Source organism: Salegentibacter haimaensis (genome assembly GCF_054121495.1).
The window spans coordinates 53693-74606 of the sequence record NZ_JBSYGH010000003.1 but is presented as its reverse complement, the minus strand read 5'-3'; the positions used below and the strand labels follow the sequence as shown (position 1 = coordinate 74606).

The following is a 20914-nucleotide window of genomic DNA, read 5'->3' as shown; positions in this document are numbered from 1 at the left end:
AACTTTGTTAAACTTCACTTAAATTTAATTTGAGGTAGTCTAATTAAAGATGACTCGATTTTTAGTATTTCTCAAATACACCAAGGCCAAATAGAGCAAAATCATATTTTACAGGATCGCCGGGATCGAGTCGGCGTAAGGAAGTATCGAGTTCCATAAGGGCTTTGGCGTCGTTTTGCTTTCGTTTTAAAAGTTTTAATTTTCGGGCTACGTTGCCCGAATGCACATCGAGCGGGCAGGAGAGTTGAGATGGGGAGAGTTCTTTCCATATTCCGAAATCGACGCCCTTCGCGTCATTTCTAACCATCCATCTTAAAAACATATTGATTCTTTTGGCAGCCGAATTTTTCAGCGGATCGCTAACGTGCTTCTGGGTTCTTGGGGGATGAGGCAACTCAAAAAAAATTCTCTTGAATTGGTGAATCGCAGGTTGCAGTGATTTTTCTTCAGCATAACGCGAAAAAATTCTCTCCAAACCACCGTGTTCCCGATAAATATTCTGAAGGGATTTGATAAAGTATCTTAAATCTGTCCCGTTGAAAGTTCTATGAACAAAAGGCTCCAATTTTTCCAGATCTTCTTCAGAATGATTCAGAATAAAATCATACGGGCTGCGATCCAGCAATTGCATTAGATTATCGGCATTTTTCAAGATGCTTTTGCGATTTCCCCAGGCAATAGTTGCCGTTAGAAATCCTGAAATTTCAATATCTTCTTTTTTGCTGAATTCGTGTGGAATCTGGATAGGATCGGTTTCAATAAAACGCGGCTGGTTATATTGTTCGGTCTTGAAATCCAGAAAAGATTTTAATTCGCTTATTTTCAAAGAAAGATAGTTTTAGACAATTTCGCCATCTATCATCGTGAGCTTGCGGTCGGCCATATTTGCGAGTTCCTCATTGTGCGTAACGATGACAAAGGTTTGCTGAAATTCTTCTCTTAAACTGAAGAACAGTTTGTGCAAATTTTCGGCCGATTCGCTATCGAGATTCCCTGAGGGTTCATCGGCAAAAATTACATCGGGATTATTTACCAGCGCACGGGCTACGGCTATTCGTTGCTGCTCTCCACCACTTAGTTCGGCGGGTTTATGATGTGCACGGTGTTCCAGCCCCAAAAATCCCAATAATTCCATTGCACGGGCCTCAGCCTTTGATTTGGAAACATTTTGAATATAGGCAGGAATACAAATATTTTCAAGTGCGCTGAATTCGGGTAAAAGCTGATGAAATTGAAATATAAAGCCAATATGCTTATTTCTGAACCTGGCCAGCTCTTTTCCAGAAAGGCCATAAATATCTATATCGTTTATAAGCAATTCGCTTCCCTGTTTTTTATCGGGGGTATCCAGGGTTCCTAAAATTTGTAAGAGGGTGGTTTTTCCGGCGCCCGAGGCTCCTACAATCGAGACTATTTCACTTTTTTTAATATGCAGATGCACTCCCTTTAAAACGTGTAGATCGCCGTAGAACTTATGAATATTGGTGGCTTTTATCATTCCTGAAATTATGTAAGTTGAAAATTAGCCAAATTCGGGCTATTCTAAAAGTATTAACTGCTTAATCTATTCTTAAGATCGTTGTAGTCCATAAAGTAAACTATTCGAAGGCTTATAACCTGGTCTATGGGTTGACTGAACAAATTGCCCAAACTTCGCCGGTAATCCAGTAAACTCTGGTCATCCTGATTAAAAATTGAATTTCGGTAAAGCAAAATTGCTTCACTTCCAGGCGCGAATTGCCAGTTGTAGCTTAAATCGAGATTCCAGATATTAAAGTTGGTATTTGGGGTATTGTTTCCATTTATAAGATAATCGCGGGAGACCAAACGCCCATCAGGCTGTAGGTCGCTGTATCCTTCATCGTAAAAATGTGCGGTAGACCAAAAATTTCTGAAACTTAAATTAATAGCCTGTTTTGTATTAAAGTTATAACTCGCCTGCAAGCCGTTTTCAAGACTTTTCATATCCCGGTCTCCAAATACAACCTTAGCCGGCTGTAAGGCCACAAAGCTATTGCGATTATGTTCCATCGCGTAAGCGAAGGAATAAATAAGCGTAAACCTGTCACTAAATCTTACTCTCGGGCTTATGGAAAGCCTGTAATTGTTTTGAGGAGAATCAAAAAAACTGCCATAGGTAAACCTTATATCATAGGCGAAGGTTTTTCGGTAATCTGATGAAACCCAGGCCTGGCTTGTGATGCTGGGATTGTAGAGCACATAACTGCCTTCACGCCGGGGTTCAAAGAAATCTTTAAATTCTGAATTTACCTCTAAAAATCCACCAAAGGCAAACCGATCTACCGTCATCGCAAAGAAGCTGCCGCCAACCCCGGTGCCAACTGAAACATCGGGTTTATAACGTCTTTGATGATTTCCATAAACCTGTATATTATATCGGTTAAAATTTCCGCGGGGTTCAAAGATCTGGTAAGAGGTGCGCCAGTAAAAATTATTGTAATTATTGAAAAAATTAATCCCTAAATCATTAATGTCGTAGGTTTCGTTAGCCAACTCGTGAGAAAAACCATAACGAAAATTGCCCTTGGTACGATCGGCAGAAAAGAAGGAAGCAAAGCCCAGTTCACTTTTGGGTTCTTTATTTACATAACTCATCTTGGCCTCACCCTTAAAATTATAGGAGTTTTCTTTATTGAAAACATCGAAAAGAAAACCGGTTACATTGCCATCTCTAAAATTCCCGTTTCGGGTTACATTCGTATTAATAAGGCTGATAGAGGAATTCTTATTGAACTGCTGGTCGAAGACCAGAATATTGTAATTAGAAAGCGGTTCGGTGAGCATATTTCTTTCTTCGCCAGAAACAGTATCTCTAAAAACCGCATTAGCTTCATTGGTAATTGCATTAAAAAAGCCTATCCCCAGATTCCCATCGGTACGACCAGAGATTTTAAAAGCATTTAATAAATCGGCCCGTTCCGGATTTTCAACAATTACTTCGTTAGGAGCTCTTTCAGTAGACACCAAATTTCTCCTAGTTGGACTATCGCCTACACGACGCGAATAAAAAAGATCTCCTTTGGTAAAAAGCTCAACACCTTCAGTAAAAAAAGCACGGTTTTCTCCAAATTGTTGCTCAAAGGGGGTGAGGTTTAGTTCGACATCATCGAAGGCTACCTGGCCAAAATCGGGCACCAGCGTGGCATCAAGGGTAAAAGCATCGTTGATCCCATATTTGATATCCATCCCTGCGCTAAAAGCCGATTCAGTAAAATTTTCAGAATGTTTTACTTCAGCCGAAGCATAAGGATACAGCATCAACCTCACCGGAGGGGCAATTCCCTGTATTCCATTTAGCAGACCGGTGTGCTGGCTCGCTTTTCCTACCGCCCTATTTACATAATTCCAGGTATATTGTTCATTTCTGTGGGTGATATTTCGGGCGAACTGGATGGCCCATTGCTGTACCTCACTTTTTGGAAATCTTAGAGCAGAGTAGGGGATTTTAAGTTCGGCATACCATCCCTGTTCATCGTGTGAAATCGCCGATTCCCATACAGCATTGAAGGTGTAATCTTCATTTTCCCCAATTACTTTACCGTCTATCTGGGTGCCTGCAGCCGTAACTATAAACCGGGTTTGATTTTCCCCGTCATCGTAGGGATTGATATCGATTAAAAAATATTCAGCAATTCCAATATTATCCCTTTGAGTAAAAAGTTTCACCGTTTTCCCGGGATCTGAAGTTTTCATTCTGGCCCCAATAAAAATGGCCTCATCGTTATAAATTATTTTAACCTGGGTATCATATTCTGAAGGAATGGGGTTTCCATCGCCTGGTTCTAACATAACAAAATTACCGGCAATAGGTACGTCCTTCCAAACCTCTTCATCAAGATCTCCATCGATATCTGGGCTATTTTCTATACGTTGGGCGGTGTAGGATTTTCTTTGAGAGAGAGCTGGATTCTGAGCAAAAACAAGATTAGCGAATAAGAGGAAAAAAGCGCTAAAAAAAATGCGGTTAATCATTGATCGATGTGGGTTAATAGTGGCAGGAATAATTTTGAAAATCGATGAATCCCGACGCCTTGCAATATTAGCTAATTTCTAGTTAAACCAGGGGTTATTGTTGAGTATTTATATACATTTGATAAACAAAATTGAAAACTTTTTATATGAAACCAGCTCAAAGAGAAATTGCGGTTTTTGCAGGAGGATGTTTTTGGTGTACCGAAGCGGTTTTTCAAAGGCTACAGGGAGTAGAGGAGGTTATCCCGGGCTTTACCGGAGGTTTTATAAAAAATCCGCCGTATCGCGAGGTAATTACCGGGAGAACCGGCCACGCTGAAGCAGTTCAAATCTGGTTTGACCCTGAAATTATCAGCTATAAAGAATTGATGCTTGTTTTTTTTGCTACTCACGATCCCACTACTCTAAACCGGCAGCAAAATGACGTAGGCACCCAGTATAGAAGCGCGGTTTTTTACAAAAATGAAGCCCAGAAGGAAGCCGCCCTGGAAATTGTACAGGAATTGGAAAAACAAAAGGTCTTTGAAGATAAAATCGTAACCGAAATTACTGAAGCTTCCGATTTTTACGGGGCCGAAGAGGAGCATAAAGATTATTATAATCTACACAGGCAGCAGCCTTATTGCCAGTATATCATTGACCCGAAAATTCAGAAGCTTCAGAAACATTTTTCCGAAAAATTAAAGATTTAAGCTATGAGTTATAAATTTTATGAGGAATATGAAGATTCAACCACAGGGAATTTAAAGCAAAATTATTCTGAAATCCTCTCCCGAATTGGTGAAGATGTAAGCAGAGAAGGTATTGAAAAAACTCCCGAGCGTGCGGCAAAGGCAATGCAGTTTCTCACCCAGGGCTATACCTTAGATCCAGAAAAGATTTTGAAAGAGGCAATGTTCCAGGAGGCCTATGATGAAATGGTGGTGGTAAAGGATATCGAATTATATTCACTTTGTGAGCATCATATTTTGCCATTCTTTGGGAAAGCACATATCGCCTATATACCCGATGGATATATAGTAGGCTTAAGTAAACTACCCAGGTTGGTAGATGTTTTTGCCCGCAGGTTGCAGGTGCAGGAAAGGCTAACCCACGACATCCTGGAATGTATTAATAAAACCCTTCGGCCTAAAGGTGTGGCGGTGGTTATAGAAGCAGTACATATGTGTATGATGATGCGGGGAGTTCAAAAGCAAAATAGTGCAACCACCACCTCGGGGTTTAGGGGTCAATTTGAGAAAATTGAAACCCGTAATGAATTTCTGAAATTAATTAGCTCTGAATTACGTTAATAATACTGGCACCTTATTTGTGTTAATTAGTAAAAAAAAACCAATGACTATATCAAAAAATAAACTCTTAGTAAAAGGTCTTGTTTATGATGCATTGGGTATGGCTACAATGGCGGTACCGGTGGTTGGACCTTTTCTCGATTTGTTGTGGGCCCCTTACGCCGCAAAAAGAATGCAGGAAATGTACCCCGGAAAAAAAGGTAAACTGGCTTCGGTACTTGTGTTTCTGGAAGAGATTTTGCCGGGTACCGATATTATTCCAACCTTTACGCTAATGTGGCTTTATACCTTCGTTTGGAAGAAACAGGACGAACCACAGTTGCGTACAATTAAAGTGAAGAGCTAAACCTCAATAGTACACTCCAACAATTTTTAAAAGCTGCTTTAAAAAGGCAGCTTTTTTATTTGTAATAAGGTAAGTTTTAGTTGTTGAAAATTCTGGCCAAACCCATTCGGCTCAGCATTTTCTTTTCGAAAGCCCAAAAGAATTCAAATTGACCAAACAGCCAGCCAAAGGAAACAAGAAGTACCTGGTAAATAGGGAAAATAAGTAGAAGCCTGGCCGTCCAATATACAAACCAGGGAGTGGTACTTTCATAAATTCCTAAAAAATCACAAAGAGGCCCGGCCAATTTGGCCGAAGAAGAGCCTGTTATTGCAAAAACCAGGAGAATAACAAGAATTTGCCAGTTTGATTCAATGCCCCAACGTTGTTTCAATCTATTCATACTGCAAATATATTAAAAGCAGTCTAGAAAAAAAGTGAGGAGTATTAAATACGAGTAGGCACCGGGAAACTTTGTCCGTATTGGCGACTAAAATAAACAAAGTAGTTGTACAGCAAATAGTTCACCTCGTACCCATAATCAATATTAAACTCATAATTGATTTCCTGCAGATACAAATTGGGATCATACCTAAGAGGTTGTCTCACCCGGTTATTGTATTCATTTACCAAAATTCGGTTTTTGTTTTCCAGGTAAGTTTGATTGTAATATCCCCGGGGTCTGGCAATAGAATTGATAAATAAATTAAAGCCGGGTTCTATGATGATGATTTCATATTCCAAACTATCGTTGGCTATTCTAACCGTATCATTCTCGGCATTGGCTATGCGATCTGATCGCATTTTTCTATCGCCTGCAGAACCACAGGAGTAGAGGCAAAGGAGCAATCCTAATATTATAAGAAGATTTTTCATTTTTTAAATTTAGAAAAAAATCATTTTCCTCCCAGCATTCCCCCAAGCAATCCGCCACCTTTTTTCTTTCCAGATCGGGAACCGAATACCATTCCGGCAACATCATCTATTATACTGCCATCGCCATCGGCATCCAACAAGCTGGTTATTAAGGAAGAATCGTGCTTAGACTGTTTTCCCAGCACAGAACCCAGTAATGATTCCAGGCCACCAGCGCCTACATTATCTTTTCTTTTTTGATTTCCCAGTAAGCTCATAATTACAGGAGCTGCCATTTTTAAAATTTTGTCTACCGAGGCGCCATCCATATTTAAAGCGGTTCCCAAGCTGTTACTTATACCGTCTTTTTTTCCGCCTAAAATATGGCTTAAAATTTTATCACCTTCATTTATCATTTCAGAAGCAGGAACCTCCCTTAGATTATTCAATAGCTCTCCGTTATGTTTTTCACTTCGTAGTGCTTTATTCAAATTCTCTGCACCTTCTTTAGCCTGCACATTTCTTTTCATCGAGGCTAAAATTAGCGGCATTGCCATAGCCAGGACCGAAGAAATTTTCTCGGGACTTTCAGAAGTGGTTTCACTGGCTTTATTCACCAGATCTTTTCCTGTTTGCGTATTGAGTAAATCTAAAATTGAAGCCATAATGTTCTTTTTCTTGAAATTACGACTTTCCTTTTAGGCTCATAGTTAAAGCTTTGCTATTTAAAACTTAAGATTTAAAATGTGAGATAATTTTATCGGCGAGTTCTACTCCAATTCGTTCCTGGGCTTCCAGGGTTGCTGCGCCAATATGTGGGCTCAGGGATAGCTTTTCATTCATTAGTAACCTTACCGGTGGGTTGGGTTCATCCTGGTAGGTGTCCAGCCCGGCAAAAGCAACCTTACCGCTTTCTATAGCTTCGAGAAGAGCTTCTTCATCGATCACACCACCCCTGGCAGCATTGATGATACCCACGCCTTCTTTCATAGCTTCAAATTCTTTTTGACCTAAAACTGGTTTTTTCTGAGCAGGAACGTGAAGACTTATAAAGTCTGAATGTTTTATTAGCTCTTCAACCGGCTCGGTTTTGATAGGAATTTTAATGCTTTGGTGATTATAGAATTCCAGTTCTATACTGCGTTCACCTTCTTCCTTATCTGAAGCGATTACTTTCATTCCTACGCCCAGGGCTATTTTGGCTACTTCCCGGCCAATTCGACCGAAACCAATTATTCCCAGCGTTTTTCCGCGAAGTTCTCTGCCGCCAGCATAAGATTTTTTCAAACTTTTAAACCGGGATTCACCTTCCAGGGGCATATTTCTATTAGCATCGTGCAGGAAACGAACCGCGCCAAATAAATGGGCAAATACCAGCTCTGCCACCGAAGCCGATGAAGCTGCTGGAGTATTTACTACTTTAAGTCCTTTTTCACGGGCATAGGCCACATCGATATTATCCATCCCAACGCCGCCACGGCCAATAAACTTAAGATCGGGACAGGCATCGATAAGCCGCTTGTCTACTTTAGTTGCGCTGCGAACCAGAAGAGCTGAAATTTGGTTTTTATTTATATAATCGGCTAATTGCTCCCCGGCAACTTTAGTAGTAAAAACTTCGAAATTGGCCTGTTCGAGTTTAGAGATACCGCTTTGGGAAATTCCGTCGTTGGCTAAAATCTTCATTGGCTTTATAAAATTTGTGTGGTTTTGTTGTTTTTGACTAAGCTTTACTTTCCAGATCTTTCATCACGTCAACCAGTACCTGCACACTTTCTAAAGGAAGTGCGTTGTACATTGAGGCGCGGTAGCCACCTACACTTCGGTGTCCATTAAGCCCATTAATACCCGCTTCTTTCCAAAGTTTATCAAAGCTTTCCTTTTGAGTTTCGTCTGCCAGGTTAAAGGTGGCGTTCATTGGAGATCGATCTTCGGTGGCTGCGAAACCTTTAAATAGAGGATTGCGATCTATCTCGTCATATAAAAGTCTTGCTTTTTGATCATTTCTTTGTTCCATAGCCTTTACACCGCCTTTTTCCTTGATCCATCTCAGGGTAAGCATAGATACATATACCGCATAAACGGCAGGGGTGTTAAACATAGAGTCTTTTTCAAGGTGAACCTTGTAATTAAGCATAGACGGAATTGCTCTATCGATTTCCTTTAAAATATCCTCCTTTATCACCACCAAAGTAGTTCCTGCAGGTCCCATATTTTTTTGAGCCCCGGCATAGATAAGGTCGAATTTGTTGAAGTTTAAGGTTCTTGAAAAAATATCACTGCTCATATCACATACAAGCGGCAATTTAAGATCTGGGAATTTTTTTATTTGAGTTCCGAAAATAGTGTTGTTGCTGGTACAATGAAAATAGTCGGCATCTTGTGGAACTTCATATTCTTTTGGAATGTAACAGAAATTGCGGTCTTTTGACGAACCTACTTCTACTACCTCTCCAAAGATCTTAGCTTCTTTAATCGCCTTGCTGGCCCAGGTTCCGGTATTGAGATAGGCTGCCTTTTTCTGCAGAAGATTGTAGGCGACCATCAAAAATTGCATACTTGCTCCTCCCTGGAGAAATAAGGCTTTATAGCCCTTGCCATTTAAATTCAGTAATTCCAGGGCCAGTTCGCGGGCTTCTTCCATTACCGATACAAATGCGGGGCTGCGATGAGAAATTTCAAGAATCGAAAGCCCTGAATCATTAAAGTCTAAAACTGCCCTGGAGGCCTCCTGAAATACTTCCTGGGGTAATATACAGGGACCTGCGCTATAGTTATGTATTTTCATAATTTAAATTGGTTTGTACAAATATGCTAAAATTGAAACCTAAAGCCTGTTAGTAAAATGATAATATCAGGTTTAAATGAAAGGCTCAGGGATTTACAATTGCTGTAAAAAGGCTATAGGATCTACTCCATCGGCATAATCCCAGAGTTTGGGTTGCTGGGTTTTTCCAAATGGAATTTGATTTTTGTCTTTGCCCACAATACACTGGAGTTTATCCCGGTTATCTTTTAATTTTTGCCCTAATTCTTTTTCATCGGAATAAAATTCATAAAACAATCCGCCGATAGGGGAAGCAAAGTTTTGATCTTCTTTTAGGATTAGAAAACTGTTTTCCAACAATTTAAACTCGCTCATTAGGTACACGGCCTTATTATAATCGTAATTATTAGCATATTTATTCTGCTGAATAATATCTCTCCATTCATATATAGCCTTGAAAAATGCATCGAAATCATATCCCTGCGGCACATATAATTTTGAAACATTGCGACAGCCTAATCCGTAATATCTGAAAATGTCTTCTCCCAGTGCCTTTAAATCTTCGTGACTTTCGTTCCCGCTTAGAACTGCAACCGAATTTCTGTTTTTTCGAATAATATTTGGCTTGTTTCCAAAATAATATTCAAAATACCTGGCGGTATTATCACTGCCTGTGGCTATAACGGCATCGAAATCCTGCAACTGATTTTCGGTGAATTCGATTTTGTCTTTATAAGCAGGGTTTAGTAATATCAAATATTGCGCTATAAGAGGGAGCATTAATTTATCCTGTGAAGATAATTTTACAAGTACACTGTGCCCTGTGAGCAATACAGAAATGAAATCGTGAAAACCAACCAGGGGAATATTTCCGGCCATCACTATTCCCACCTTTTTTCCTCCTGAATTTTCCAAATCATAAGCCTGAAGCCAGGATTGCAGATTTTTGCGTTTGAGAGCATTATGCCATTGCTGAAGTGAAAAAACGATGTTCTCCCGGGTAAACCAACCATTATAGTGAATAGAACTATTTATGGCCTCATCAAATTTTTCAAAGACTTCCTGATTAAATGGTAAATTATCCTGCTTTTTATTTGAATTTACTCCAAATTGTCCCAGAAATTGCCCCAGGATTTCAAAATCTGCTATTCTTTCATCTATCCCCATATCCTATTTGGTTATGAATGCTATTGGCTTTAAATTTGTGTTTGCGAAATTAAAGCTTAAGGTGGCATATTCCTAAAATATGGATTGGAACCTTTGGTTTGACCCTAAATAAAAATTGTTATGGCCATTATAATAACCGATGAATGTATAAACTGCGGAGCCTGTGAACCCGAATGCCCTAATACGGCGATTTATGAAGGTGCCGACGACTGGCGCTATGCCGATGGCACCGATCTTGAAGGTGATATTGTGCTTCCTAATGGAAAAGCAGCGAATGCCGAAGAGCCGCAGGAACCTATTAGCGATGAAATTTATTATATAGTTCCCGATAAATGTACCGAATGTAAAGGTTTTCACGAAGAACCTCAATGCGCCGCTGTGTGCCCGGTAGACTGCTGTGTTCCAGATGATGATAATGTGGAAACCGAGGAAGAATTGCTGGCAAAACAGCGCTTTATGCACGAGGATGCTTAGAAAAAAATATTATTCTTTTTAGAATCCCACCCAATGCAGTGGGATTTTTTTTTGAAATCAACTTAAGTAGTCACAATTAGCTTTAACAATTTTTTTAGATTTTTATATATTTACTGGGTAGCCGCATAAAGGTTTCAGAAAAAATAGCTTTTATGATTCAGTCGTTTCAACTCAGGGAAATTTTTGATGCATTTCCTGAAAACTGCCTTTTATTAGATGCAAAAGTACCGGGATATCCCATCTTAAGGGTAAATAAGAAGTATCAAAAAACTACAGGCATTTCAAAAGAAGACCTTTTAGGAAAGAAAATTTTTGAAGCTTTCCCCGGAAACCCAGGCAAAGAAGAGAAGTTTCAGCAGCTTTTAAGCAATTCCATTCTTTCGGCAATTTCGAATCTGGAATCTCATAAAATCGAAAAATTGCGTTACGATTTACCCGATAATGAAACCGGAGAATTAAAGAAGCGTTTTTGGGAGGTTAATAATATTGCCATAAAAGATGAGGCCGGTACCCTTAGCTATATACTACACCTGGTAAAGGATATTACAACAAAAGTCATTTTAAGGCAAAAAGAGAAGAAGTCTATAAAAAAGCTTCAGGTGAGCAAAATCAGGTTAAAAGAATCTCAGGAGGTTGCTTTGATTGGAAGTTGGGAATTAAATCTCATAGAGGAAAAATTATACTGGAGTGATATGGTTCGTAAAATTCACGAAGTAGCTGAAGATTTTGAACCAGATTTGAATTCAGCAATTAATTTTTATAAAACCGATGAAGATAAGAAAACAGTAGCCAATGCGGTCAATAATGCCATTGAACTGGAGCAGCCATTCGATATTGAATTACAAATTATAACTGCTAAAAACAAAGAAAAATGGGTTCGGGCTACCGGCCGCTCCGAATTTAAAAATGGAGTTTGCCACAGAGTTTTTGGCGCTACACAGGATATTACTTCCAGAAAACTTGCTGAAGAGCGACTCGAGAATGTAAATAATAATATTCCCGGGGTGGTTTTCAGATATAAAAAATATCCCGATGGCAGCGATAAACTTATGTACCTAAGCAATGGCAGTCTAGAAATGTGGGGCATAAGCGCTGAAGAAGCCTCCCGGGACAATAGTAAAATCTGGGACCTTTACCATCCCGAAGATCTGGAAGATCACAAGAAAAGTATCGATAAATCTTTCCGGACGTTAAGCATTTGGAAACATGAATGGCGAATATTTCATCCTACTAAGGACTTACGCTGGAACCGCGGAAGTGGGACACCTCATCGAATGGTTGATGGCAGCGTGATTTGGGACTCTATCATTACCGATGTTACCGAGGAAAAATTAAAGCAGCAGGAAAAGGAAGAGATAGAAAGAGCCCTAATGTCAAGTAGGGAACAATACGAAAATTTGGTAGAAAGTATTGATGGAATTTTTTGGGAAGCAAAGGCCGATACTGTTCAATTTACTTTTGTAAGCCCGCAGAGTATAGATATTTTAGGTTATACCCCCGATGAGTGGTATTCTTCTCCTAAATTCTGGCCAGATCATATTCACCCTGAGGATAAAGATTTCGCGATTGGATTTTGTTCCAATGAAGTTAAAATGGGGCGCAATCACCAGTTCGAATATCGCATGATAAGTAAAGAGGGACGAAGCGTTTGGTTGAATGACATTGTGAGTGTGGTAAAAAGAGAAGGAAAACCGCCTTTGTTAAGAGGTTTTATGACCGATATTACCCGAAGAAAGGAAGCTGAAATTGATTTGCAAAAAAGCCGCGGCAGGCTGGAAAATATTATGGAACAATCATTAGATGTGATTTCCATAATTGATGCAGAAGGTAAATTCCTGGAAATTGGAGCTTCCTCTAAAAGATTGTTTGGCTATACTCCTGAAGAATTAAAGGGTCGTCAGTTTATCGATTTTGTTTTTAAAGAAGACGCGCAGATCACCCTTGAGGTTGCAGCATCTATTATGAATGGTAAACCTGTAACAAACTTTGAAAACAGGTATGTAACCAAATGTGGTGAAGTTGTATCCGTGATATGGTCTGCACGCTGGGTAGAAGAAGATCAGCTAATGTATGCTATTGCAAGGGATGCCCGGGAAATCAAGGAGGCTAAAAAGCAACTGCAGCTCAGCGAAATGCGGTTTAAGGGTCTTGTACAGGAAGGAGCCGATCTTATTGCGCTTTTGGATAAAAATGGGGATTATATTTACGCCAGCCCATCGTCTATTACCCAACTTGGTTTTGACCCCCAGGATTTAAAAGGAAATAATGCTTTTGATTTTATTCATCCCGACGATACCCCTAAGGCTACCAAAGCTTTAACCCAAATTTTTGAGGAAAAGCGAGTTGAAATAGAGGCTTTTCGGTTTAGACATAAAGCAGGTGGATGGCGCTGGTTGGAAACTATTTTAACCAACCGGCTTGATGATCCTGCAATAAACGGGATTGTGGCTAATTCGAGAGATATAACCGAGAAAAAATACTTCAGAGATCTTGAAAAACTTGAAAAGCAAATCTTTGAACTTCATTTTCAGAAATCCAGGGATTTAAAGAGTATAATTAAATTTTATCTGGAAGAAATTGAGAAGATAATGCCGGGAATGCATTGTTCTCTGCAGAATTTTAAAAATGCTGCTTTATTTTCCTGGGTAAATACCCAGGAAAGTAATTATTTGAAATTTCTGGAGAATGGACTTAAACCCGGGAAATCTCTAGCCAGTTTTGACAGGGCAGTAGAAGAGAAAAAAGAGGTAATTATTGAAGATCTTTCAAAACTGCCCGCTTCCTGTATTAAGGAACAACTTCTCAAACAGGGATTTTTCTCAGGCTGGTCATATCCTGTGATGAATGCTTCGGGTGAAATGCTCGCTGTTTTTACGGTGAATCATAAGTCGGCCCGAAAACCTTCTTATTTTGAAGAAAATATAGTAATAAGAGCTGTTAAAATTCTTCAGGTTATCATTGAATCTCATTTGAAGGAGAGGGAATTAAAACTACATAATGAACGATTTAATTACGTTACCAAAGCAACTTCAGATGCGATCTGGGACTGGGATCTGGTTAAAATGAAAATATACTGGGGCCAGGGCTTTGAGGAGCTTTTTGGATACCCTATTCAAAGCTTAAGTACCGATATTAGCAGCTGGACCGATCATATTCATCCGGAAGATACAGAGAGAGCTTATCAAAGCATACTTGAATGTATTGATGGAAACAAGCTGAACTGGGAAGAGGAATATAGGTATCTCCACGCCAATGGGAATTACAGGTATGTAAAAGACCGCGGATTTGTTGTGCGTGATGAAAATGGCAAGGCTTTGAGAATGGTAGGTGCAATGCTTGATGTTACCGAAAGTAAGATCTATGAGGTATCCCTTAAAAAATTAAATGATCATTTGGTGAAGCAGGCAAAGGAACTTGCAGTATCAAATGCCGAACTGGAACAGTTTGCCTATGTGGCCTCCCACGACCTTCAGGAACCTTTACGAATGGTGACCAGTTTTTTAACTCAACTTGAAAATAAATATTCTGAAAAACTCGATGACAAAGGTCGCCGCTATATTCATTTTGCAGTAGATGGCGCCAAACGAATGCGGGAAATAATCCTTGATCTTCTTGATTACTCACGGGTTGGGAGAGAGGAAGATAAATTGGAAACAATTAACCTCGAAGAACTAATAGGAGAAATTAAACACTTATACTATAAACAAATTCAGGAGAAATCAGCAAGAATCAGTACCCGGAATTTGCCAGAGATCAAAGCTCCCAGGGCTTCGACCCGACAAATATTTCAGAATTTAATTGGAAATGCACTTAAGTATAGTAAAGAGGAGGCACCCCCAAAAATAACCATTGAATGTGAAGACCAGGAAGATATGTGGGTTTTCAAGATAAAAGATAATGGGATAGGCATTTCGCAGGATTATTTTGAGAGAATATTTGTTATCTTTCAAAGGTTACACAATCGCGAACAATATTCAGGTACCGGAATGGGGCTGGCTATCACCAAAAAGATAATCGAAAATCTTGGCGGGAAAATCTGGCTCACTTCCAAAGAAGGAAAAGGCAGTACTTTTTACTTTAGTCTGCCGATAAGTCGGGTTGAAGAACAGAAAATTTAAACCTCAAAACCTAATAAAAACTAACCAGTTATGCATTCAGTTCATATTTTACTCGTAGAGGATAATGAAGGGGATATCTTACTTACTACTGCAGCCCTGGAAGAGGGTAAAATCTTAAATAAACTAAGTATCGCCAGGGATGGACGGGAGGCTCTGGATTTTTTAAACAAAACCGGGAAGTTTGAGGATGCCCAAAGTCCAGACTTAATTTTACTGGATGTAAACCTGCCACGTTATAATGGTCATGAAGTTTTGAGATATATCAAAGGCCATGACAGTTTTAAACATATCCCGGTAATAATGCTTACGACCTCATCTTCTCAAAAAGATATCAATGAATCTTATTCAAATCACGCAAACTGCTATATCACCAAACCTATAGAAGTGAATGATTTTATGGAAGCGGTATCAAAAATTAAAGATTTCTGGATAAATCTGGCTAAGCTGCATAGCCCGGTGGTATAATTACCAGGCTTTAGGTTTTTCTCCTACCAGGTCTTTTATGGCCTGTAAGGCCCTGTCCCAACCTTTCCCTGCCGAGGTATAATACTCATCGGCCTCAGGACCACGCGGAAAACCTGAATGTGTTACCACCAATACACAATAAGAGTTGTAGCATTCAATTTTAAAATCGATTTCAAATTTTGCCTTAAACGGCAGGTATTCATTCAGCCTTAAATAAGTGAAATCTTTAAGTTTTAACCGGGTATGGGGCTCAAAATGACTAATTTTTGCCGTTGAAGTATACTCAGGTTTATCTATATCTTCACCCCAGGTTGCGGCAAAAGTTCCATTTTCATCGGCAACGACAATGACCTGGCTGGCGCCCCACCATTTTTGAATAGAGGTGGGGGTTATAAGTGCTTTAAAAACTTTACCCCCACCATTATTGATTCTAATCTCTTTTTTAATATTTAAGGACATATAATTTTTTTAGAAAAAAAATAAAATATCCTTAAATATAGGCATTTTAAGTGCCAAAAGCTTGTTTTTTTAATGATTTACTAATTTGCAACACATTTAAATTTAAAAATGGTATTTTAATTTAAAAGTCTCTATGGCCCTGGCAAGTTCTGCTTTATCCTCCAAAAATGGAATATGTCCACCATCACTTTTCCATAATATCATTTCGGGAAAATCGATGATTTCATAGTGGTGGGGACCAACCATCCAATCCTGAGTGCCGTAAAAGAATAAAACCGGGATTGTTATTTTAGGAGTATCAAGGCTAAAATCTTTCCAGTAATCATCTATGTTAAGGGCTCTTGAACTAAACGAAGAATTCCAGTTGGGAATGTCGTTATAAGTAGCATTCAAAATTGAATCATTCTCCTGGTATTTATAAGCCATTTTCCAGAACAGGTCTTTTTCTCTTAATTTCTCAATATGTTGGCCCATTCTTCCCATTAGTGGCAAGGTATCATTCTCACAGCCCGGTATATTTTCGTCTAAAAATTCTGCGGCTTTGGGACTCCAGCTCTCACAAAAACTTTTATTTAGATTCAGGGTGCAGTTAATCATAAGCAGGCCCAGGTTGGCTTTAGGATATTGGGTGGCGTAAGCTGATTGTAAAATTCCACCAAAACTATGACCTAAGCTTAACCAGTTTTCGATGCCTAACTCCATTCGAATTTCTTCAAAATCCAATAGCATTCTTTCGAGGGAATAATCTTCAGTTTGAGGGCTGGAAGAACGGCCAACTCCACGTTGGTCCAGATAGATCACCTGAAAATTTTGCTCCATAAAATCACCGAAAAACTGCTCGAACCAGTAACTCCCAGAACCCGGGCCGCCGTGAATGTAGAGCAGGGGAGTGCCCTGGCCGGCTATCTTTACATAAAGTTTTACCCCGTCTGAAGTTGTAATAAAACGTTCATTCGCTTGAAGTATAGCTGAAAATAGAAAAAGCAGGCCAAACAGGCAGGCTTTAAAAAAGTGGGTAGTAGTTTTCATCTTTAGGTCTTTTTTCTATTGACCTATAAAAGATGAGTTTGTTACATTAAAATTGAAATTTTATAGACGGTATTCCAAAACCTGTAAATAGGGATCCCCATTAAGGTTGAGCAGGTAAGCAAAAGCAGGCTCGGTTTCCAGACCAATTTTTTTAAGTTCAATTATTTCCTGTTTAAAGTCTTCGCCTTTTTTTTCAAGTATTAGGGCTTCTTTGAGCAAATGCAAGTAAGATTCCTGCTGCTCAACCGGAAAGTTTTGTCCCATGAGCCTCACCTTAAATTCGCCAAGGTCAAAACAGCAATAAATGGTGTCAATCCCTCTTAGGTCTATATCCCGGATTTCAAAATTTTCCTCTTCTTGGAACTGGTTAAGTGTTTTAAAAAATTCAGCTTTATTTTCCCAACAGCAGTTAATTCTTATGCTATTTTGAGTATCGATATCTAAAGGAAGACTACCGGTGAGTACAGGCGTAAATTTACCGAGTATTTCCAGGGTTCGGGTTTGGGTGAGCAGTCGATATGCCTTCTTTTGTTTTTCGGTTCCTTTTTTAAGATAGGAAGGGTCCTGAAATTTCAGCATAAAGCAATTGACTCAAGAATTTTTATTCAGTTTCTTTGTTTGGCAGCGAATATAAGATGCCTAAGCCCCACAGCAAAAAAAAACCGGGAAACAGGGAAGACTTTAACGCCAGGTTTATACTTTAAGGATTTCTTTAACTTTTGAATAAAAAAAAGCCGCCCGGAAAACAATTTCCAGGCAGCTTCAACATAAAGACAAAAAGTATAAAATTTAATCGTCTATTTTTACTTTCTTCTTCACTTCTCCATCATCGTCGGTTTTGATTTTTACCTTTTTATCATCAGTTTTTACTTTAATCTTACCTTCTTTCGATTTTACTTTGGCATCTTCTTCTTCCATCATTTCCTGAAGTTCAGATTTTTCTTCCCTTTCTTCGCGGCAGGAAGTAAAACTAAGACTGAAAGCCAGTAATAATAAACTAAGTTTTACATAGAATTTCATAAAGTGTTGGTTTAGTGATTAGCAAATTAAAATTACTAAATTTTCTTTTGAAGAAATGGGCCACCCTATCATTTAATTGAATTTTAATCTGAAATGGCTTCGGTAGTACTGCCCCTTAAGAAAAAACAAAACCTCCCATTTTTTGGAAGGTTTTGAATAATCAACAATTCGGTTTTAAAATTATTTCAGGACAAGTAACAATTTCCAGATCATTAAAGCTTTCCATAGCTGTTTTCCTATCAACCTCTTCAGAAGCAGTACCGAAAATTGCCAGGAGAAGATGTATAAAAATATTCAGCAAAATCTTCATAATTAAACTTTTATAAAGTGGCCTAAACTATAATTTACAATTAATCGGTTTCGGGGCGCAGGCCCGGGGATGAACTCCCCGGTGCTGTTAAAACTTTCATTCAAGCTGTCCTGTACCGGTCTTTGGTAATCGTCTTCTTCATCCCAATTATCGGTTGGCTCCTCGTCCCAGGAATCTTCAGAAGATTCGTAGGTTGGGCAATTAAGACATTCGGCTCCATCTTGCGTGATGCTGAAATATTTCTCCTCATCACCCGATTTTAGAATGTTTCCGTTATAATTCGAATATCCCAGAAAGGAAGAGGTGTTGGCATCGGCAAAGACGCTGCTTCCCGCAGGTAGAAAAATGCTGATCTCCACTTCCTGATTTCGGAATTTATACTGTGGTTCTGCAGTTAAATAACTATCTACCAGCAAGGTATTATTGCTAAACTCGGTGCTGAAGTTAATATTTGCGGCCCTTTCTCTGGCATCCTGGTAATCTTTGCCGTCGGCCTGTTTTCTAATTTCCATACGTGCCACAGAATCGTTGGTATTTTTCACCAAAAGCCTGATGTTATTTCCATAGATCACCTTATTGCCAGCTTCATCATATTTAATTCTGAATTCACTATTGCGATAATCCCTTCCGGAAAAATTATTATTGCTGCGCATTCTTAGGTAAAGCGTGTCGCCCTGCTTAATCGGAAGCGTTTGAGAGCTGCTAACATCTTCAGTAAAAGCACGGCTGGTGCCTTGCTGGATTCCAAAAATGGATAAACCTATAACCGAAAGCAACCAGATTCCCAACAAAACCAGGCGGGCAGTAGTACCCACGGTTTTTACCTTTTTCATCAGTATTTTTAAACCCAGAATGAAAAGGAAGAAAAACGGAATTCCCACAGCGAAAAAAGCCAGAAGGCTTATTAGCCAAAGTGGTGCGCCTCCTGTGGCCAGGTCTACATAGTCTGCCCAGGGTGCTTCAATGATGCCAAAGGTGCCCACGGTAATTAAACCGATAAACAAGCTAATTAAAGTAGCCCCGGCAACCAGTAGCAAGAGAACTCCTACCAGTTTCACAAAAACATTTACGATGAATTTAATCACATCGGCCAGGCCTTTTGCAGCTGAATCGGCACCACTACGGGCTTTATTCCCGTATTTCTGGTAGTCTACATCCTTTACCTTTTCAGCCACATTATCAAAACCCTCACGAATTTTCTTTTCAATATTTGTGATTGTGACCTCCTCACCACGCATTGAAAGTTTATCGGCTGTAGTTTTGGCTTCTGGAACAAAAATCCATAAAGCGATATAAATCAAAATAAAGGCGCCACTCGAGAAAATGGTGAGCAAAATCCATAAGATTCTAATCCAGATAGCATCGATGTTCAAATAATGCCCAAGTCCCGAAGATACACCACCTATATAAGAGTTATCGGTATCTCTAAAAAGTTGTTTTTGGCTTTTACGGCTTTCGGTTCTTGTGGGTTCATCTTCAAAAATTTCATCATCCAGCACATAATCTTCGGGCTGGCCCATAATGGCGATTACCTCTTCTACCTCTTTAATGCGAATTACCTGACGCTCGTTTTTGAGCTTCTCATTGAATAATTCAGCTATACGGGCTTCGATATCGGCTATAATCTCATCTCTTCCCTGAGAATCGGAAAAAGAGCGCTTTATAGTATCCAGATAGTGTTGCAACCTGGAATAAGCATCTTCATCTATATGAAAGAAAATACCGGCTAGGTTTATATTTACTGTCTTATTCATGATTTTTCTTTTTTTGAGTGGTTACGATGTTTACAGCGGTTTGTAACTCTTCCCAGGTGGAAGTAAGTTCTTTAAGGAAAATCTTACCGGTTTCGGTAAGTCCGTAATATTTGCGGGGTGGCCCACTACTGGATTCTTCCCAGCGGTAACTTAGTAGGCCCGCATTTTTAAGTCGGGTAAGCAGGGGGTAAATGGTACCCTCTACCACCAGGAGTTTAGCGTCTTTTAGAGTTTCCAGAATTTCTGCTACATAGGCATCTTCATCGCGAAGTACCGAAAGTATGCAGTATTCCAGCACCCCTTTACGCATTTGTGCTTTGGTGTTTTCAATCTTCATAGCGTAGAGTTTTGAGTGTTGTTTGACTGTTCATTTTTTGATTGATGATTAGATGAATTAACTGGATTTTCCGGTTTTAAAAACGGAATGCTAAGCGGATATTTATAATATTTACCTTCCCCGGCCTTGATACTTGCGCTTATTACAGCAAAGAGTTCCAGAATAAGCAAGGCCAGTAGTAATACCGCAAAGATTATAATATAGGTAAGCAGTGGTAATGCCTTACTCAGTTCTTCGAAAGGATGATGCTGTGGTCCTATATACAATTCATCCAGCATTCCTATTCCCGAAGCTATAAAAACCAGCCCGGCAATACCACCAACTACCAGTACCACGAAATAGAGAAACAGGCTGATTTGAAAATTAAGCGCACTTCGCCCGTGATGGTCTATAAACCTGTCTTCTTTTTTCGTAAGCCATAATATTAATGGCAGAATAAAATTTCCGAAGGGAATGAAATACTTCGAAAAGGTTGATAAATGGATTAATACTCCCAGAGTAGTATCCTGTTTTTTGATTGATGAGTCCATAACATATTAGATTTGAATA

The 20914-nt window shown here is 39.3% G+C and carries 22 protein-coding genes; 6 read left to right on the top strand and 16 right to left on the bottom strand.

Annotated elements, in window-relative coordinates:
* Positions 1-61 precede the first annotated feature (61 nt).
* From ACW6QP_RS04830 to ACW6QP_RS04820, 3 genes are read right to left on the bottom strand one after another with little or no spacing between them, the layout of a single operon-like run.
* Complete coding sequence (locus ACW6QP_RS04830) at positions 62-826, bottom strand: TIGR02757 family protein (RefSeq protein ID WP_457909722.1); 765 nt, start codon at positions 824-826, stop codon at positions 62-64.
* A gap of 12 nt (positions 827-838) precedes the next feature.
* A complete protein-coding gene (locus ACW6QP_RS04825; RefSeq protein ID WP_457909721.1) occupies positions 839-1498 on the bottom strand; it encodes an ABC transporter ATP-binding protein in 660 nt (219 codons plus the stop codon).
* 53 nt (positions 1499-1551) lie between these two features.
* Positions 1552-3993, bottom strand: coding sequence for a DUF5916 domain-containing protein (locus ACW6QP_RS04820; protein ID WP_457909720.1), 2442 nt, complete (start codon positions 3991-3993; stop codon positions 1552-1554).
* 146 nt (positions 3994-4139) lie between these two features.
* Between ACW6QP_RS04820 and msrA the strand changes: the two genes are divergently transcribed.
* Genes msrA through ACW6QP_RS04805 form a run of 3 tightly spaced genes read left to right on the top strand, consistent with a single transcriptional unit; the run spans position 4140 to position 5631 of the window.
* Positions 4140-4685 (top strand): peptide-methionine (S)-S-oxide reductase MsrA, encoded by a 546-nt coding sequence (msrA, locus tag ACW6QP_RS04815; RefSeq protein WP_457909719.1) that lies wholly within the window; start codon positions 4140-4142, stop codon positions 4683-4685.
* A gap of 3 nt (positions 4686-4688) precedes the next feature.
* Positions 4689-5285: a GTP cyclohydrolase I FolE gene (gene folE, locus ACW6QP_RS04810; protein WP_457909718.1), complete on the top strand. Its 597-nt coding sequence runs from the start codon at positions 4689-4691 to the stop codon at positions 5283-5285.
* Between the two features lie 43 nt (positions 5286-5328).
* Entirely contained in the window at positions 5329-5631 is a 303-nt protein-coding gene (locus tag ACW6QP_RS04805; protein WP_457909717.1) for a hypothetical protein, read from the top strand.
* A 76-nt stretch (positions 5632-5707) separates the two neighbouring features.
* Here the strand turns inward: ACW6QP_RS04805 and ACW6QP_RS04800 are convergent, their stop codons facing one another.
* The 6 genes from ACW6QP_RS04800 to ACW6QP_RS04775 all read right to left on the bottom strand — a co-directional run bounded on the left by ACW6QP_RS04800 (position 5708) and on the right by ACW6QP_RS04775 (position 10399).
* Positions 5708-6013 carry a DUF6787 family protein gene (locus tag ACW6QP_RS04800; RefSeq protein WP_457909716.1) on the bottom strand — a complete coding sequence of 102 codons (306 nt, stop codon included), beginning with the start codon at positions 6011-6013 and terminating at the stop codon, positions 5708-5710.
* A 44-nt stretch (positions 6014-6057) separates the two neighbouring features.
* Positions 6058-6486, bottom strand: coding sequence for a DUF6146 family protein (locus ACW6QP_RS04795; RefSeq protein ID WP_457909715.1), 429 nt, complete (start codon positions 6484-6486; stop codon positions 6058-6060).
* Between the two features lie 20 nt (positions 6487-6506).
* Positions 6507-7130 carry a DUF937 domain-containing protein gene (locus ACW6QP_RS04790; protein ID WP_457909714.1) on the bottom strand — a complete coding sequence of 208 codons (624 nt, stop codon included), beginning with the start codon at positions 7128-7130 and terminating at the stop codon, positions 6507-6509.
* Positions 7131-7197: 67 nt separating this feature from the next.
* Positions 7198-8151, bottom strand: a complete 954-nt coding sequence (locus ACW6QP_RS04785) for a D-2-hydroxyacid dehydrogenase (protein WP_457909713.1) — start codon at positions 8149-8151, stop codon at positions 7198-7200.
* 37 nt (positions 8152-8188) lie between these two features.
* Positions 8189-9253 (bottom strand): 3-phosphoserine/phosphohydroxythreonine transaminase, encoded by a 1065-nt coding sequence (gene serC, locus ACW6QP_RS04780; protein ID WP_457909712.1) that lies wholly within the window; start codon positions 9251-9253, stop codon positions 8189-8191.
* A 93-nt stretch (positions 9254-9346) separates the two neighbouring features.
* Positions 9347-10399: an acyl-CoA reductase gene (locus tag ACW6QP_RS04775; RefSeq protein ID WP_457909711.1), complete on the bottom strand. Its 1053-nt coding sequence runs from the start codon at positions 10397-10399 to the stop codon at positions 9347-9349.
* A gap of 120 nt (positions 10400-10519) precedes the next feature.
* Here ACW6QP_RS04775 and ACW6QP_RS04770 point away from each other — a divergent pair, with 120 nt between their 5' ends.
* From ACW6QP_RS04770 to ACW6QP_RS04760, 3 genes are all read left to right on the top strand, one after another.
* Complete coding sequence (locus ACW6QP_RS04770; protein ID WP_457909710.1) at positions 10520-10873, top strand: 4Fe-4S dicluster domain-containing protein; 354 nt, start codon at positions 10520-10522, stop codon at positions 10871-10873.
* 152 nt (positions 10874-11025) lie between these two features.
* Positions 11026-14991 (top strand): PAS domain-containing protein, encoded by a 3966-nt coding sequence (locus ACW6QP_RS04765; protein WP_457909709.1) that lies wholly within the window; start codon positions 11026-11028, stop codon positions 14989-14991.
* A gap of 30 nt (positions 14992-15021) precedes the next feature.
* Complete coding sequence (locus ACW6QP_RS04760) at positions 15022-15456, top strand: response regulator (RefSeq protein WP_457909708.1); 435 nt, start codon at positions 15022-15024, stop codon at positions 15454-15456.
* On the opposite strand, the gene ACW6QP_RS04755 is transcribed toward ACW6QP_RS04760, so the two are convergent.
* From ACW6QP_RS04755 to ACW6QP_RS04725, 7 genes are all read right to left on the bottom strand, one after another.
* On the bottom strand, positions 15457-15915 hold the full coding sequence (locus ACW6QP_RS04755) for an SRPBCC family protein (RefSeq protein WP_457909707.1): 459 nt from the start codon (positions 15913-15915) through the stop codon (positions 15457-15459).
* 102 nt (positions 15916-16017) lie between these two features.
* A complete protein-coding gene (locus tag ACW6QP_RS04750) occupies positions 16018-16944 on the bottom strand; it encodes an alpha/beta fold hydrolase (protein WP_457909706.1) in 927 nt (308 codons plus the stop codon).
* A 60-nt stretch (positions 16945-17004) separates the two neighbouring features.
* A complete protein-coding gene (locus ACW6QP_RS04745) occupies positions 17005-17523 on the bottom strand; it encodes a DUF4269 domain-containing protein (RefSeq protein WP_457909705.1) in 519 nt (172 codons plus the stop codon).
* Between the two features lie 210 nt (positions 17524-17733).
* Complete coding sequence (locus ACW6QP_RS04740; RefSeq protein ID WP_457909704.1) at positions 17734-17964, bottom strand: hypothetical protein; 231 nt, start codon at positions 17962-17964, stop codon at positions 17734-17736.
* 312 nt (positions 17965-18276) lie between these two features.
* Positions 18277-20028: a PspC domain-containing protein gene (locus tag ACW6QP_RS04735; protein ID WP_457909703.1), complete on the bottom strand. Its 1752-nt coding sequence runs from the start codon at positions 20026-20028 to the stop codon at positions 18277-18279.
* Positions 20021-20365, bottom strand: a complete 345-nt coding sequence (locus ACW6QP_RS04730; protein WP_457909702.1) for a PadR family transcriptional regulator — start codon at positions 20363-20365, stop codon at positions 20021-20023. The genes ACW6QP_RS04735 and ACW6QP_RS04730 overlap by 8 nt, the downstream gene beginning before the upstream one ends.
* The gene (locus tag ACW6QP_RS04725) at positions 20362-20895 is read right to left on the bottom strand and encodes a DUF4870 domain-containing protein (protein WP_457909701.1); all 534 of its coding nucleotides are present in this window, start codon (positions 20893-20895) and stop codon (positions 20362-20364) included. The genes ACW6QP_RS04730 and ACW6QP_RS04725 overlap by 4 nt, the downstream gene beginning before the upstream one ends.
* Positions 20896-20914: the final 19 nt, after the last annotated feature.

Bases quoted from the DNA above. Each gene is read 5' to 3' on its own strand.
- ACW6QP_RS04800 (WP_457909716.1), bottom strand. From the start codon at position 6,013: ATGAATAGATTGAAACAACGTTGGGGCATTGAATCAAACTGGCAAATT.
- ACW6QP_RS04765 (WP_457909709.1), top strand. From the start codon at position 11,026: ATGATTCAGTCGTTTCAACTCAGGGAAATTTTTGATGCATTTCCTGAA.
- ACW6QP_RS04735 (WP_457909703.1), bottom strand. From the start codon at position 20,028: ATGAATAAGACAGTAAATATAAACCTAGCCGGTATTTTCTTTCATATA.
- folE (WP_457909718.1), top strand. From the start codon at position 4,689: ATGAGTTATAAATTTTATGAGGAATATGAAGATTCAACCACAGGGAAT.
- ACW6QP_RS04825 (WP_457909721.1), bottom strand. From the start codon at position 1,498: ATGATAAAAGCCACCAATATTCATAAGTTCTACGGCGATCTACACGTT.
- ACW6QP_RS04740 (WP_457909704.1), bottom strand. From the start codon at position 17,964: ATGAAATTCTATGTAAAACTTAGTTTATTATTACTGGCTTTCAGTCTT.
- ACW6QP_RS04790 (WP_457909714.1), bottom strand. From the start codon at position 7,130: ATGGCTTCAATTTTAGATTTACTCAATACGCAAACAGGAAAAGATCTG.
- ACW6QP_RS04775 (WP_457909711.1), bottom strand. From the start codon at position 10,399: ATGGGGATAGATGAAAGAATAGCAGATTTTGAAATCCTGGGGCAATTT.
- serC (WP_457909712.1), bottom strand. From the start codon at position 9,253: ATGAAAATACATAACTATAGCGCAGGTCCCTGTATATTACCCCAGGAA.
- ACW6QP_RS04745 (WP_457909705.1), bottom strand. From the start codon at position 17,523: ATGCTGAAATTTCAGGACCCTTCCTATCTTAAAAAAGGAACCGAAAAA.
- ACW6QP_RS04795 (WP_457909715.1), bottom strand. From the start codon at position 6,486: ATGAAAAATCTTCTTATAATATTAGGATTGCTCCTTTGCCTCTACTCC.
- ACW6QP_RS04805 (WP_457909717.1), top strand. From the start codon at position 5,329: ATGACTATATCAAAAAATAAACTCTTAGTAAAAGGTCTTGTTTATGAT.
- ACW6QP_RS04785 (WP_457909713.1), bottom strand. From the start codon at position 8,151: ATGAAGATTTTAGCCAACGACGGAATTTCCCAAAGCGGTATCTCTAAA.
- ACW6QP_RS04820 (WP_457909720.1), bottom strand. From the start codon at position 3,993: ATGATTAACCGCATTTTTTTTAGCGCTTTTTTCCTCTTATTCGCTAAT.
- msrA (WP_457909719.1), top strand. From the start codon at position 4,140: ATGAAACCAGCTCAAAGAGAAATTGCGGTTTTTGCAGGAGGATGTTTT.
- ACW6QP_RS04725 (WP_457909701.1), bottom strand. From the start codon at position 20,895: ATGGACTCATCAATCAAAAAACAGGATACTACTCTGGGAGTATTAATC.
- ACW6QP_RS04770 (WP_457909710.1), top strand. From the start codon at position 10,520: ATGGCCATTATAATAACCGATGAATGTATAAACTGCGGAGCCTGTGAA.
- ACW6QP_RS04755 (WP_457909707.1), bottom strand. From the start codon at position 15,915: ATGTCCTTAAATATTAAAAAAGAGATTAGAATCAATAATGGTGGGGGT.
- ACW6QP_RS04750 (WP_457909706.1), bottom strand. From the start codon at position 16,944: ATGAAAACTACTACCCACTTTTTTAAAGCCTGCCTGTTTGGCCTGCTT.
- ACW6QP_RS04730 (WP_457909702.1), bottom strand. From the start codon at position 20,365: ATGAAGATTGAAAACACCAAAGCACAAATGCGTAAAGGGGTGCTGGAA.
- ACW6QP_RS04760 (WP_457909708.1), top strand. From the start codon at position 15,022: ATGCATTCAGTTCATATTTTACTCGTAGAGGATAATGAAGGGGATATC.